We start from the raw sequence: 13,716 nt of genomic DNA, 5'->3' as shown, positions 1-13,716 counted from the left end.
CAGATCTCCTTGCACGAATGTCACCGGCCAGTGCGATCCATTGATCTGCGCACTGGTCGGGAAGCTCCCCGACGTGGGTGCCGTCGTCTTCTGGAAATAGTTCGGCGTGATCGCTGTTCGTGCCGTGATCCCGGCCCAATCGACGTTGACAGAATCCTTCGCGGTGCCCGTCGAACCAGGCGTTCCGATGTCGACAATCGGCTGGGTGATCGGAGCGCTGCTGACAACGTCGCTCGGGTGATTGCTGGAGAACATGGCCGATGTGTCAGCCACCGAGTTCTGCGGGACCGCAACCCCTGGAATTGAAGTCAACGGGGCTGGCGCAGTTGTGCACGCATCAACGCCGCTGATCGTCGCTGAGTTTCCGTTCACCGTAAACCCGCTCAACGCGGTGAAGCCTGCCGGAAGCGTCATGCTTCCGCCGGTCCACTTGACCAGCTGTGTCACCGTCCGTGACGCGATCGCCGCGTCCGAGGAGTACTTGTCTGCTGAGTTGACCTCGCCGCGCGAGATCAGCACCAGCGTCGTGTCGCTCGCGGCCGTATGGAAATACCGCAGTACGACGACTGCGCGACCGCCGGTCAGGGTAAACGGCTGCGAGTCGGGCATGCTGGCCGGAATCGACGTGACCAGTGCGATGTACTTGTCGATCCCCTCCTGCGCCAGCGTGAACGCATCGACCTGAGCCGCGCCGTCGAGCGCGCTGCGCCGCTCCGCGCTGGTACGAACGAAGGCGCCAGTGATCGCGATCAACATCAGCGACACCAGCAGCATCACGACGATCAATGTCGATCCGCGACGGTCAGTCAACTGTGGCATTCGTGGCCTCACGAGGACGAATTGAAGAAGTAGACTGACGTGGTCAAATCGGACTCTTCCGGCGTCGATCGCGTCCGGGCAGTATTCTCGCTTTGCCCGGGGAGATAGATCAGCAATCCGCGCGTGTCAGACAGCGTTGCCGGAACGGTCGAGGATGGTGTCGCCGAACCCACTGAATAGAACTGGAACGCCGCTGTGGAGTTGAACGGAGCGACCAGTTCGGTGGCGTCACCCGCGCCCGCTGAGGCATCGAGATGGCTTCGCCAGAGGGCCGTCCGCGACGTAAGTCCAGTTTGAGTAGAGCTCGCGAAATAGAACTTGGTCCGTCGATAGAGTACGACCACTGCGCCCTTCGCGATTCCGTCACGAACCGTCCCCGAAATCGTCGCATAGACCGACTTCTGGTTCGGAATGCTGGTGGGCGCCGTGATCGCAGGGAAGTTGGCACTCGGGCATGCCGACGGAGCGGTGAATGTCGTCGTCAGCGTGCCGCCCGAGATCGGATGGTACGTTCCGCTAGTTGCTCGCCACGCCATCCCGGAGAATCCTGCCGCATTCAGCGCCAGCGAATCGACTGGCAGAAACATCATCGTCATGAGCCCCGTCGTGTCGCAGACAATGCCGAGTGCGTACGGCGTCTTCACCGTGATCGACGTCGTTGTCTCCGCTTCGACTCCCCACGACGGGTCGACCATCCGAAGCTCGCTGGTGATCACGCTGATGCCGGCGCGCGATACCAGCCGCGCAGCCCGCTGCGCCTCGGCCCGCTCCTCGAAGCGTGTCGATCCGGTCAGCAGCGCCATCATCGCCAGGCCCACGCCCGCCGACACCACCATGGCGATCAGCATTTCCACCAGCGAGACACCACGTCGGGAGCGGATCATCGTGAGCCCGTCAGAAGGGGTCTGTGGTGACCAGCGTGCGCGCAATCGTGCGGGTCACCGGTGCGATCGAGTCACCACCAGTCGGCGCCACGGTGATCGTCACCGTCTGCGCCGTGCCCGACGTCGCGACCACAGTGGTCAGGATGTACGGCAGCGGTTGCGACGTGACGGTCGTCGTCGTGGTGCCATCGTCAAGTGATCCGATCGGCGCCGCCGTGATCCGGGCGACCTCGCCGTTCAGGATCGCCGTGCGATACCCCTGCGCGCCGGCATGCCGGCCGGACTGCGCGGCACCAAGCATCAGCTTGCCGAGCCCCGCGGCGGCGAAGCCCAGGACCACGACGGCAATCAGCAGTTCGAAGAGCGAGAACCCCGCTCGCGTGTCGCACCGGCGCTGCTTCGTCATTCGCCCCTTCATGGTGCTTGAATCCTGACCTGGCCCGCGGCCGACATGGTGACGGTGCGGGTGTACGAATCGGTGGTCAGCGTCACGGTCAGCGCGCCGCTCACCGTGCTGTTCGGATAGACCACCACCGACGCCGGCGAGAACGACACGCTCCCCACCCCGCTCATCGCCGACACCGCAAGATTGCGCCGCAGGCGGACCGTGTCCGCCGGCGATGCTGCCCGGTCCTTGATGATGTACCGTGTCGATGTCTCGGTCGTCACCGTCACCGGTTTCTGTTCGCGTGCTGCGAGCGAGACGGCCTGGCGCAGGTCGGTCGCCACGATCGTGGTCGCCTCGTCAACCCGGACGTGCGACGTGATGTGATAAAACTTCGGGCCGGCAATGGCGATCAGGATTCCCATGATGACCATGACAATGATCATGTCCATCAACGTGAAACCGGCCGTTCCCCTGGGGGCCGTCCGGCCGATCGTCGCCTGCCGTGCCGCTGCATTCGGTGAAATCATCACGCACCTGTCGAGCAAGTCCCATGCCCCATGCTGACCGCAACCTGACTGCGATTCCCCCGACGTTTCAGGGCGTCCGGATCGGGCCGTGGACGGATCAATCGGTGATTCTGTCAAGGTTCTGGAGACTGATAGTACATCAGTCGCAGGTCATTGGACAGCTCATTGCGGGACTTTCGAACAGGTCCTTTGTTGACTCGATTCGACGCCAAGCCAACGGTCGACTGTTGCATCGATCCAGCAAGAACGTCCTCGTTGTTGTGTATGCGCCGCATTGTGTGGCCTGCCAGCTGCGGTCAGTGGTTCAGTCTCACCTCCCCATCAACGAACCCGCTATCCTCTCCATGATGCCTCTTCCTCTGGAATCGCTCCATGCCTGATGCCCGCCAGATCGTGGTCCTCGTCGGATCGTTGCGCCGGGAATCGTTGACCCGGAAGGTCGCCCGGGCGATGATCTCGCTCGCTCCCCCATCCCTCGCATTGCGCGAGCTCGACCTCGCCCCCCTCGCGATGTACAACCAGGACCTGGAAGAGGACGTCCCGCCGCCGTGGGAGCAGTTCCGGCGTGACATCAAGGAGGCCGAGGGGGTGTTGTTCTTCACGCCGGAGTACAACCGATCGGTCCCCGGCGTGATCAAGAATGCCATCGACATCGCCTCGCGGCCGGGTGGCCACGGTGTCTGGAATGGAAAGCCTGGCGCCGTCGTCTCCGTGACGCCATTCGGTCTCGGCGCCTTCGGGGCCAACCATCACCTCCGGCAGGCGCTGGTCTACGTCAACGTGCTTGCCATGGCACAGCCCGAGGCGTACATCGCTCGCGCCGGCGACCTCTTTGATCAGGACGGGAAGCTGATCAACGACTCCTCGCGAGAGTTTTTCCGCAAGTTCATGCGCGCCTTTGCCGAGTGGGTGGAACGCAACACGCCGCGCTGAGTCGTTGACCCGGCGCGGCGCGTGACGGCGGCGAGGTTCGACTACTGCAATGCGCTCCGCGGGTCGACCGCGGTGGCACGGTAGGCGGGAATGTACGCGGCGACCGCGGCCACTATGGTCATGAATACGATAGCTGCCCCGAGCACCCTGGGATCGAGCGGCGAGGTGTGAAACATCAGTGACGCCATGGTTCGCGCCAGCGCCACGGCGCCGGCGAGCCCGACGGCGATCCCGATCCCCGCGACCACGAGTCCGTTCGCCATGACCGCCCGGCGAATCGCAGGCCGGTCGGCGCCGAGGGCCATGCGGATCCCGAACTCGCGACTGCGCAGCTTCACCCCGTACGACAGCACGCCGAAGAGACCGAGTGCTGCCAGCGCCAGCGCCACGACGGCGAAGGTCGCCAGCATCTTGAGCGTGAAGACGCGCTGCGCTGCTCCGCGGCCGATCGCGGCTTCGAGCGTCATCGGCCGGAACATCACCAGCTGCGGGTCAGCCTGCGAAAGTTCGCGACGAATCGCCGGTTCGAGCGCCGTCGGCGAACCGGTGGTCGACACGACTTGTGTCAGCGACCAGTTCCGGTCGCCGGCAAACTGCCGATGCGCGTGATAGATGTAGAAATCGGTGCGTCCTTCGTTGTCGACTGATACATCGCCCACGACGCCGATCACTTCCCACGCCCGGCCGCCGGTACGCAGCGACTGGCCGATCGGGTCGACGCCGGGAAAGATCGCCTTGGCGAGATCGGCGCTGATCACCACGCGACTTGGTGCCGACAGATCATCACTCGCATTGAAATAGCGTCCTGCCACCAGCGGAATCCCGGCGGCACGGAAATAATCTCCCGAGACGGTCCGGTTCTCCGCGCCCACGGCGCGCTGCTGCATCTCGGCGGCCTTCGGTCCGGTGGTCGGAATTGCCCCCCACTGATGGTACGGCCCGGTCGCGGGAAGTTTGGAGATCCCGCCGGCGGCGCGGACGCCGGGGATCGTTTCGATGCGCGTGTCGAACTCGTCGTAGAAACGTCCACGCGCCGTCGAGTCGTATCGAGCCGACGGGAGATTGAGCTCGAACGTCAGGACGTTCGCCGCGTTCACGCCGAGCGGCACGTCGGCGATCTTGCGGAAGGAGGCGAGGAGCAGCGACGCGCCAACGAGAAGGACAAAGGCCAGCGCCACCTGCCAGACCACCAGCCATTCGCGGAGCCGCATCGAGCGCCGGCCGCTCGTGGCACCGCGACTCTGATCCCGAAGCGCGTCACCCGGTTGCGTCCGTGCTGCCCGCAACGCCGGCGTCAGGCCGAAGATGACCGCCGATGCCGTGGCGACCAGGAGCGCGAAGAGGAGCAACCTTGGATCGAGCGAGAGTGATGCGAGGCGCGGAATGTTGCCGGCACTCAACGCGACCATCGCCGACATCGCAAGCCGCGCGACGATCAATCCCGCGACGGCGCCCGCAAGCGCCAGCGTCAGGCTTTCGATCAGCAGTTGCCGCACCAGCCGGCCACCACCGGCACCAAGCGCGGCGCGCACCGCGAACTCGCGGGTGCGTTCGGAGCCGCGGACCAGCATGAGATTCGCGACGTTGACGCAGACCAGGAGGAGGACGAGGCCCACCGCGCCGAGCATCATCTCGAGCGAGCGGCTCGACGCGCCGACGATGTCGTCCTTCAGCGGATAGAGTCGCGCGCGTTCATCCTTCTGCTGCGGAAATTCCCGCGCAAGCTCAACCGCGAGCGAATTCACCTCGGCTTGTGCTCGCTCGATCGTGACCCCCGGCCTGAGGCGCGCAATCACCGACAGGTAGTGATTCCCCGCTTCGCGTGGATCGTTCCCCTGACTCAGGTCGAGCGGTACCCATGCATCGATCGCTCCGGCGACCGGATCGTTGAATCCGTCGGGCATCACGCCGGTGACCGTGTAGCCGCGGCCGTTCATGACCAGTGTCCTGCCGATCGCCGACGGATCGCCGTGAAACACATCCTCCCAGAGCTGATGGCTCAACACCACGACCGCGCCGCCATCGGTGTTGTCCTCGATCCCGCTGCCGTTCTCGGCGTCAGGCTGATACGGCTGGCCAACCGCAGGCCTGACCCGAATCACATCGAAGTAGTTGGAACTCGTCGGGAGGAGCCTGATCCGTCGGACTGTGTTCCCGCTGCCGATGTCGGCGCCTTTCTCGTCGTAGGTGAGAATTGTGGCAACACCGTCCATCGAGTTGAGCCTGGTGCGATACGCCTTGTAGTGAACGGGCGAGAGAAATCCGCGGCCGTTGGGATCCTGCACCGACGCGCCGTAGAGGCGGACCAGTTGTCCCGGCGACTGATACGGCAGCGGTTGCAGCAGGACGTGATCGACCGCGCTGAAGACTGCCGTGGTGCCGCCGATTCCGATGGCAAGGGTGAGAATCACCACCACCGCGAACCCGGGTGATCGTCCCAGCGTGCGAAGCGTGTACGCCACGTCACCGATGCTGTCGTCGAGGAGACGCGTGCCGCGCGCATCGCGCACCGCTTCCTTCGTCGGTTCGACGCCGCCCAGCGCGAGGATGCTCTGCCGATGCGCTTCGGCCGCGCTGGTGCCACGGCTTCGGCGATGTTCCGCCTCCATCGCCGCGTGGGTGTGGAGTTCCTCGGCGAGTTCGCGCTCATCCCGGCGCCGGAAGAGGAGCGAGCGGGCCCGTTCGAGCAGGTCGTTGAGGATCGTCACAGGTCCGCCAGTGCCCAGCGCGGGCTCAGGATGCCGTTGATCGCCTCCGACGCGCGCTGCCACGCGGCGCGTTCGACGTCGAGCTGGCTCGCACCGATCGCGGTGAGTTCGTAATACCGCGCGCGCCGGTTGTTCTCGGTCGTGCGCCACGAGGTCCGGACCCAGCCGCGCCGCTTCATCCGGATGAGGGCGGGGTAGAGCGATCCCTGCGTCACCAGGAAGACGGCACCGGACATCTGCTCGATCCGGTGGGCAATCCCCCACCCGTGCATCGGTTCGAGCGCGAGGGTGCGGAGCACCAGCATCTCCAGGGTTCCCTGGACCAGTTCGTTGCGCGGGTCGGCCATGGCAGTCTCCTTCAGATGATCTAAAGGTAAGATACCGCCCGGCACGAAAAGGTTGCCCGGGCCCCGTCCAGGCGGCCCGGGCTGCCGATTCAGCTTGCGATGGCCTGCAGGTCGCTGGTCAGGGCCGCCACCGAGAAGCCCGGCGCGAAGGCCGGATTCTTCGCCTCCGGCGGCACGATCGCATACGCCTCGTCGACGCATTCGTCCCACCACCCCCACGTCGCGAGTTGCGTGTTCCCCCAGGTCAGCACCGTCAGATGTTCACGATCGTACCCGACGGCGAAGACCGCGTGGCCGTCCTGCGTGAGCGGACCTGGGGTCCACGCCTTCCGCGCGTCGAAGTCCGCGATGCAATCCTCCTGCACCTGGAATCCGAGGTAGACGCCGCCGAACAGTGCGATCGCCTGCTTCACATGAGTGTGATTCCGGAGATTCACGGCCGCGAAAGCCAGGATTTCGTCGCCGGCCACCGGGTGCTTGCGCCAGTAGTTGAGCACATCGAGTTCGCTCAACCCGCTGTCGATGCCGCCGGTGAGGCGCAGGTACAGCTTCACCACATCCGCCCGCGGCATGATCGTCTTGCGTCCGATCAGCGCCTGATAGGCCGTGCACGCATGCGCCACCGCAGCGATGGTGCAATCGCCGAGGGTGTCGTTGCCGTCGAGCGGAAAGAGCCGCGTCGGATCGGCGCTCTTGAGATTGGCGTACACGGTCTTGAGGACGTCGTGCGATGCGGGTGGTGGCGGCAGCGTCGCCGACAGATAGTCGTGGAAGCGCAGCGTGCGATAGTCGCGCTTGGGCGGATGCTTGCCAAAACGGTAGCCGGGCATGGTGGGGGCTCCTTTGCCGTGCGTGCGTGATGGATCGGACTGCCTGGTGGACGGCGGACCTCAGAGCGAGCGCCGTGCCACCGACGTGTCCGCTGACACGCGCCATGGTGCGCCTGCGAGGTCGCCGTGGGCGCGGTAGCGTGAAAGCCGCATATCCATTGGGTTTGCCTGGGATGGCGCCGCGTCGTCGCCGACGAAAGGCATGCTGCGGTACGGCCAAGTCTTCGGGATCGTGCCGGGTTAAATCGCGATTGGTGAGATGAGCGCTCGGACGGTCGAGTGTCCGGTTTTAAGGACATGTTGTCTTAAATCCGGACAACCGGCCTCCGAAGGTCTCTATCCTTCGATCTTGTAGATCTCGCGCTTTCCGCGCTTCACCAGATCGTGGTACCCCTTCATTACCTCTTCCATCTTCTTCATGTCTTCGGCCGACCCCTGGCCCGGGCCGCTCATCATCGTCTCGAACGCCTGCAGGGTCGGGACTTCGAACTCCGCCACCACCGTCCAGTACTGTTCGGCGCAGAAGTCGGTCATGACCCTCATCTTCGGCATGCCGGACTTTTCGCCGAGCTTCGACATCGCCTGAAACTTCTCGACCATCCCCCGTACCTTGCCGGGACGGCAATACATGATCTCGCGAATGAGGTACATCGGATCCCCCGTTGTTCGTGACAGGAATGAGTCCCGGGGGGAATCTCCGCCGGGACTCATCCGAGTCAAGGTCGCGCTCGATGCGGTCGGTTACCGACCGCTATTCCGCTCGAAGTGATTCCATCGGATCGGCCCGCGCGGCGCGCGCCGCTGGAAGCCAGGTGGCCATCAATGCGGTGCAGGCAAGGACCGACGGGACGACGAGGAACGTCACCGGGTCGCTCGCCGCGACCTGATAGAGAAGCGCAGTCATCGCGCGGCAGGCGACCAGCGCCGCGGCGACGCCCAGCGCCACTCCGGCCGCGGTCAGGAGCAATCCCTCGCGCAGGACAAGCCAGCGCACCGCCGGCCGCTGTGCGCCGAGCGCCACGCGAATTCCCATCTCGCGGGTCCGCCCGCGGGCGGCGTGGGCCATGACGCCGTACACACCGACGGCACCGAGAAGCAATCCCGCGCCGGCAAAGGCAAAGAGCAGCGTCATCAGGAAGCGCGCCTGCGCCAGCGACTGATCGCGCACGTCGTCCATTGTCTGCACGCTGGTGAAGGCGATCGACGGATCGATGCCGGCCACGACCCGCCTGATCGATCCCGCCACCGCCATTGGATCATGGCCGGTGCGTACCATGAGGTTCATGAAGGTCGAGGGCGCCTGCTGTTCGGGCGTGATCAATTCGATCTGTGACGCCGTCGCGAGCGCGGCCTGTCGTTCGTCGCCCACCACGCCGACGACGGTGCGCCAGACTGAATTGGAATCGGGAATCCGGTCGAACGCGATCCGCTGCCCGACCGGGTTCTCGCCGCGGAAGTAGCTCCGCGCCAGCGCCTCGTTGATCACCACGACCTGGGCGCCGTCGAAGCGATCGGCCGGCGTGAACCCGCGTCCCCGGATGATCGGGACGTGCATGGTGCGGAAGTAATCGGGCGAAACCGACCGGTGTGCCACCTCGGTACCGTAGCCGTCCGGTCCACGTCCCGCCGCGGTGAAGTCGCTGGTCCAGCCGACGCCTCCGGTCAGCGGCAGCGACGTCGTCACCGCGGCGGAGCGCACGTCTGGGATGGCGCTGACCTGTTGCAGCACCGTGCGATAGAAGGCGCTGATCTTCGTTGCGGTGTCGTAACGTGTGCCGGGGATATTCGTCGAGATCGCGAGGACGCCATCGGGATCGAATCCGGGATTGACGCGCTCGAGCCGCTGAAACGAACGCACCAGCAGGCCGGCACCGATCGAGAGCAGCAGCGCCAGCGCCACCTCCGCCACGACGATGAACCGACCCCAGCGCCTCATCCGCTGGCTGGTCCCCGCGCCGCGCCCACCCTCCTTGAGCGCGTCGCCGGGCACACGCCGCAGCGTCCAGAGGATCGGTGCCATGCCGAAGATGACGCCGCTCCCCAGGGTGATCGCGATGACATACCCGACCACCGGCCAGCGGACGCTGATGTCGTCAACCGGAAGCATCCCCGACGGTATCAATGCGGCCAGCGCGTGGGTTCCCCACCAGCCCAGTGCCAGCCCGACGGCGCCGCCGGTGACGGAGAGGAGAAGATTCTCGGCGAGTCCCTGGCGAACCAGGCGTCCGCGGCGCGCGCCGAGGGCGAGGCGCAGCGCAGTTTCGCGGCCGCGTCCCGCTGCCTGGATCAGCATCAGGTTGCCGACATTTGCGCACGCGATCAGCAGCAGCAACCCGACCGCCGCGAGAAGGACGATCAGCGGCTGCCGCGTCGTGCCGACAATGAAGTCGTGCAGCGGGAGCAAGGCCGCGCCCATGTGCGTGTTGGTGGCGGGGTATTGCTGCTGCAGTCGCTGCACCACGACCTGCAGTTGCGCGTTGGCCTCGTGCGCGGTCACACCGGGCTTGAGGCGCGCGATCGGGCGGATGAAATGAGCCCGCCGGAAGAAGACCTGCGATCGATTGTCCCGATTCCATCCAGTGGGAACCCAGACATCGGTGGACGCCGATGGATAGGTGAAACCCGGCGGCATGATCCCGACGATCTCGGCACCAGTGCCGGCGAGCTGGACCGTACGCCCCACGACCGCGGGATCGGCACCGAACTGGGTTCGCCAGAGGCGATCGCTGATGATTGCCACGATCGTCCCGCCGCTCCACGTCTCCTGATCGGTGAAGGTTCGGCCGCGTGCCGCCCGCACGCCGAGGACCGAGAAAAAGTTGCCGGTCACGGTGGCGCCATCGATCGCTCGCGGCTCGCCTTGACCGGTAAGCGTGACGGTGTCGAAGTAGGGGATGTACGCGGCGACATCCTTGAACGCCGCGACCTGATCCTTCCAGTCGAGATAGTTCGCCGGGGCGGCGACGTTGAGGTGCCAGCCGCGGTCCACATTTTCCTCGGTCAGCATCACCAGCCGGTCGGGGTCGTTGAACGGGAGCGGGCGGAGGATCACGGCGTCCACCGCGGAATAGATCGCGGTGTTGGCGCCGATGCCGATGGCGAGCGTGATGATCGCGGCACCGCCGAGAATCGGTGCGCGGCGCAGTGCGCGGAAGGCGTAGCGCAGATCGCCGACGAACTCCTCGAGCCAGATGATCCCGCGTCCGTCGCGGTGCATCTCCTTCATCGCTTCGATCGGACCGAAGGCGAGGCGCGCCTGGCGCTGCGCTTCGTCCGGCGCGACGCCGGCGGCGATCCGCTGGCGCGTCTCCAGCTCGAGATGATGCGCGATCTCGTCGTTGAGGTTCTGGTCGCGGCCGCTGCGACCGAAGAGCCCGCGGATTCTGGCCAGCGCAAGGCGAAGGCGATCCATTTCACACCTCGCCGAGAATGAGATCGATGGTGGCCACGTAGCGGCGCCAGCTGGCGGTCTCCTGATGAAGTGCTCGGCGCCCGATCGCGGTCAGCCGGTAGTACTTGGCGCGGCGATTGTTATCGCTGGCGCGCCAGTCGCTGTCGATCCATCCCTTCTGCTCCAGCCGCTGGAGGGCGGGGTAGAGCGACCCCTGATTGACATCGAGCACCCCGCGGGACATCTGCTGGATCCGTTGCGAGATTCCCCAGCCATGCATGGCGTCAAGCGCGAGGGTCTTGAGGATCAGGAGATCGAGGGTGCCACGGACGACGTCGGAGGATGGCGCGGACATGGGGGCTCTTCTGTCGGGTTCCGACAGAAGATGGAGGTGCTCCTGTCGAAAAGCAACAGGAGGGGGACGGCAGCCCGTGACTAGTTCGTGGGGAGCCGCCGGGCGAGGCGTTGTCTGCGCCAATCCTTGAAGGTGGCGCTCAGCGCCGAGAGCAGGACCGCAAGGAAGACCGCTGCGACGATCCGTGCGGGGAGCGGCAACGCGACCAATGGCTCGTGGCCTGGCTGACGCAGCATGAGAGCGGCCACCGCAAAGAATCCGAACATGAGCAATCGGATGGAGAAATCGCGGAGCCAGTCCCATTGACGCGGAGTCATCTGCGATCCTTTTCCGGTGCGGTGCGGCGATTCACTACGGGATTGATGAGGATACTCAAAGGTACCTCGCGCGCCCCGCCCGAAGCGCGAGACAGTATCATTAAGGCAATTCCCCGCCGAGGATCCCATGCATCATCGCACCCGTCATGCCGTCGCGGCGCTTGCTGCGCTCTCGCTCTTCGCCATTGCCTGTGCCCCGAAGAGCGCCGCACCACCTTCGTCGCCGGCCATTTCGCGGGCGAATCTCGACACGACCTGCGCACCGTGCACCAACTTCTACCAGTTCGCCAACGGCGGCTGGCTCAAGCACGACACCATTCCGTCGGCGTATCCGGAATGGGGTGCCTTCCAGCAGCTCGCCGATCGCAACGAAGCGGTGCTCCACGACATTCTCGAACGCGACGCGAAGGATGCTGCCGCGGGCAAGCTCGCCGCGGGTTCTGCATCATGGAAAGTCGGCACATTCTACGCGGCCTGCATGGACACCGTCGCGATCGACAAGGAGGGGATCACTCCGCTCACCCCGCTGCTGCAATCGATTGCGGCGATCGAGACTCCAGCGCAGTTGAAGACGGCCCTCGGTGAACTGGAACACAGCGACGGTCTCGCGCCGTGGAGCGACGGATCTGGGCAGGATTTCAAGGATGCAACGAGCGAGATCGCCGTCCTCGGCCAGAGCGGACTCTCGCTGCCCGATCGCGACTACTACTTCAAGACCGACAGCGCGTCGCAGGCGATCCGGGCAGCGTTCGTCAGTCACATGGGCCGGATGTTCCACCTTGCTGGTGATTCACCCGACAGCGCGGCGAAGGAAGCGCAGACGGTGATGACGATGGAGACGGCGTTCGCGAAGGCGTCGAAGGCGCCGGCCGAGCTGCGGGATCCCAATGCCAACTACCACAAGATGACCCTGGCGGACGTCGACAAGCTGACGCCGCACTTCCAGTGGGAACCGTTCTTCGCCGCGCAGCAGACGCCGGCGATCACCAATGTTGATGTGGCGCAGCCGGCGTTCCTCCAGGCGGTGGACGGCATGCTGGCGTCGGTGCCGGTCGCCGACTGGAAGACGCTCCTGCGCTGGCGTGCCCTCTCGGGCGCGGCGAGCCGCCTCGGTTCACCGTACGTCAACGAGAATTTCACCTTCGTGCAGTTGTTCACCGGCGCGAAGGAACTCCTGCCGCGGTGGAAGCGGTGCGTCAGTGCCACCGATGGGTCGCTGGGCGAATTGCTGGGGCAGGAATACGTCAAGACGGCGTTTACGCCGGAGGCGAAGGCGCGCGCCGTGAAGATCGTCTCGACCCTCGTCGCGGCGCTGCACGACCGGATCGAACAGCTCACCTGGATGAGCGACTCGACCAAGGCGCGCGCGGTCGACAAGCTGGCGGCATACGCGCAGAAGATCGGCTATCCCGACAAGTGGCGCGATTACTCGGCGCTGGAGATCAAGCCGGCAGCGTATTTCGCCGACGCCCACGCAGCCGACCGCTTCGAGACGGCGCGGCAGTGGGCCAAGATCGGCAAGCCGGTCGACCGCACCGAGTGGACGATGACACCGCCGACGGTCAACGCCTATTACAACCCGCTGATGAACGAGATTGTTTTCCCGGCGGGGATCCTGCAGCCGCCGTTCTACGATCCCAACGCCGACGACGCGGTCAACTACGGGGCGATGGGCGCGGTGATCGGCCACGAAATGACCCACGGTTTCGATGACCAGGGGCGCCAGTTCGACAAGGACGGGAACCTCAAGGACTGGTGGACCAAGGACGACGCCACCAAGTACGTCGCGCAGGCGAAGAAGGTCGCCGATCAATTCAACGGATACACCGTGCTCGACAGCGTCACGCATGTAAACGGTGCCCTGACCCTCGGCGAGAACATCGCCGATTTCGGCGGACTGACCGTCGCATACGCCGCAATGGAATCGGCGCTCGGCAACGGCCCGCGGACGAAGATTGATGGCTTCACGCCGGAGCAGCGCTTCTTCCTCGGATGGGCGCAGGCGTGGCGCGAGCTCGACCGGCCGGCGTACGCAAGGATGCTGATCAGCGCCGATGAACACGCCCCGGCGGAGTGGCGGGTCAACGGTCCGCTCAGCAACATGCCCGAGTTCAGGGCTGCATGGGGATGCAAGGACACCGATCCGATGGTGCGCGCCGATTCGCTTCGGCCGACAGTCTGGTAGGCCACGTCAACAGACTTGGGTGAAGGCGGAAA

General features: G+C 65.3%; 13 protein-coding genes. 2 read left to right on the top strand and 11 right to left on the bottom strand.

The genetic code is table 11. The features are described from left to right. The 4 genes from VGM20_06405 to VGM20_06390 form a co-directional block, all read right to left on the bottom strand. Positions 1–819: hypothetical protein (locus tag VGM20_06405; GenBank protein HEY4100491.1), on the bottom strand; the 819-nt coding region annotated here is incomplete at its 3' end. Between the two features lie 8 nt (positions 820–827). Beyond that, positions 828–1,703, bottom strand: a complete 876-nt coding sequence (locus VGM20_06400) for a type II secretion system protein (GenBank protein HEY4100490.1) — start codon at positions 1,701–1,703, stop codon at positions 828–830. Between the two features lie 10 nt (positions 1,704–1,713). Further along, positions 1,714–2,109, bottom strand: coding sequence for a prepilin-type N-terminal cleavage/methylation domain-containing protein (locus VGM20_06395; GenBank protein ID HEY4100489.1), 396 nt, complete (start codon positions 2,107–2,109; stop codon positions 1,714–1,716). 8 nt (positions 2,110–2,117) lie between these two features. Further along, positions 2,118–2,618, bottom strand: coding sequence for a GspH/FimT family pseudopilin (locus VGM20_06390; GenBank protein ID HEY4100488.1), 501 nt, complete (start codon positions 2,616–2,618; stop codon positions 2,118–2,120). Positions 2,619–2,990: 372 nt separating this feature from the next. Between VGM20_06390 and VGM20_06385 the strand changes: the two genes are divergently transcribed. Beyond that, positions 2,991–3,551, top strand: coding sequence for an NAD(P)H-dependent oxidoreductase (locus VGM20_06385; GenBank protein HEY4100487.1), 561 nt, complete (start codon positions 2,991–2,993; stop codon positions 3,549–3,551). A gap of 41 nt (positions 3,552–3,592) precedes the next feature. Here the strand turns inward: VGM20_06385 and VGM20_06380 are convergent, their stop codons facing one another. From VGM20_06380 to VGM20_06350, 7 genes are all read right to left on the bottom strand, one after another. Continuing rightward, on the bottom strand, positions 3,593–6,259 hold the full coding sequence (locus VGM20_06380) for an ABC transporter permease (protein HEY4100486.1): 2,667 nt from the start codon (positions 6,257–6,259) through the stop codon (positions 3,593–3,595). Continuing rightward, the gene (locus VGM20_06375; protein HEY4100485.1) at positions 6,256–6,606 is read right to left on the bottom strand and encodes a PadR family transcriptional regulator; all 351 of its coding nucleotides are present in this window, start codon (positions 6,604–6,606) and stop codon (positions 6,256–6,258) included. Before VGM20_06375 ends, VGM20_06380 begins: the two co-directional genes overlap by 4 nt. Before the next feature lie 89 nt (positions 6,607–6,695). Further along, on the bottom strand, positions 6,696–7,436 hold the full coding sequence (locus tag VGM20_06370) for a hypothetical protein (GenBank protein ID HEY4100484.1): 741 nt from the start codon (positions 7,434–7,436) through the stop codon (positions 6,696–6,698). A 336-nt stretch (positions 7,437–7,772) separates the two neighbouring features. Next, positions 7,773–8,087: a hypothetical protein gene (locus VGM20_06365; protein ID HEY4100483.1), complete on the bottom strand. Its 315-nt coding sequence runs from the start codon at positions 8,085–8,087 to the stop codon at positions 7,773–7,775. Between the two features lie 100 nt (positions 8,088–8,187). Then, positions 8,188–10,848: an ABC transporter permease gene (locus VGM20_06360; GenBank protein HEY4100482.1), complete on the bottom strand. Its 2,661-nt coding sequence runs from the start codon at positions 10,846–10,848 to the stop codon at positions 8,188–8,190. Between the two features lies 1 nt (position 10,849). Further along, a complete protein-coding gene (locus VGM20_06355; protein HEY4100481.1) occupies positions 10,850–11,182 on the bottom strand; it encodes a PadR family transcriptional regulator in 333 nt (110 codons plus the stop codon). A gap of 80 nt (positions 11,183–11,262) precedes the next feature. After that, positions 11,263–11,499 carry a hypothetical protein gene (locus VGM20_06350; GenBank protein ID HEY4100480.1) on the bottom strand — a complete coding sequence of 79 codons (237 nt, stop codon included), beginning with the start codon at positions 11,497–11,499 and terminating at the stop codon, positions 11,263–11,265. Positions 11,500–11,626: 127 nt separating this feature from the next. On the opposite strand from VGM20_06350, the gene VGM20_06345 reads away from it, so the two are divergent. Next, a complete protein-coding gene (locus tag VGM20_06345) occupies positions 11,627–13,684 on the top strand; it encodes a M13 family metallopeptidase (protein ID HEY4100479.1) in 2,058 nt (685 codons plus the stop codon). The last annotated feature ends 32 nt before the right edge of the window (positions 13,685–13,716 follow it).

This window comes from Gemmatimonadales bacterium (assembly GCA_036500345.1).
Lineage (GTDB): Bacteria > Gemmatimonadota > Gemmatimonadetes > Gemmatimonadales > GWC2-71-9 > Palsa-1233.
Note: the sequence above shows the minus strand (reverse complement) of the source record. Positions and strands in the feature narration are given on the sequence as shown.

Coding starts and splice junctions, on each gene's coding strand:
- VGM20_06385 (HEY4100487.1), top strand. CDS start 2,991: ATGCCTGATGCCCGCCAGATCGTGGTCCTCGTCGGATCGTTGCGCCGG.
- VGM20_06375 (HEY4100485.1), bottom strand. CDS start 6,606: ATGGCCGACCCGCGCAACGAACTGGTCCAGGGAACCCTGGAGATGCTG.
- VGM20_06390 (HEY4100488.1), bottom strand. CDS start 2,618: ATGATTTCACCGAATGCAGCGGCACGGCAGGCGACGATCGGCCGGACG.
- VGM20_06365 (HEY4100483.1), bottom strand. CDS start 8,087: ATGTACCTCATTCGCGAGATCATGTATTGCCGTCCCGGCAAGGTACGG.
- VGM20_06345 (HEY4100479.1), top strand. CDS start 11,627: ATGCATCATCGCACCCGTCATGCCGTCGCGGCGCTTGCTGCGCTCTCG.
- VGM20_06400 (HEY4100490.1), bottom strand. CDS start 1,703: ATGATCCGCTCCCGACGTGGTGTCTCGCTGGTGGAAATGCTGATCGCC.
- VGM20_06370 (HEY4100484.1), bottom strand. CDS start 7,436: ATGCCCGGCTACCGTTTTGGCAAGCATCCGCCCAAGCGCGACTATCGC.
- VGM20_06395 (HEY4100489.1), bottom strand. CDS start 2,109: ATGACGAAGCAGCGCCGGTGCGACACGCGAGCGGGGTTCTCGCTCTTC.
- VGM20_06360 (HEY4100482.1), bottom strand. CDS start 10,848: ATGGATCGCCTTCGCCTTGCGCTGGCCAGAATCCGCGGGCTCTTCGGT.
- VGM20_06355 (HEY4100481.1), bottom strand. CDS start 11,182: ATGTCCGCGCCATCCTCCGACGTCGTCCGTGGCACCCTCGATCTCCTG.
- VGM20_06350 (HEY4100480.1), bottom strand. CDS start 11,499: ATGACTCCGCGTCAATGGGACTGGCTCCGCGATTTCTCCATCCGATTG.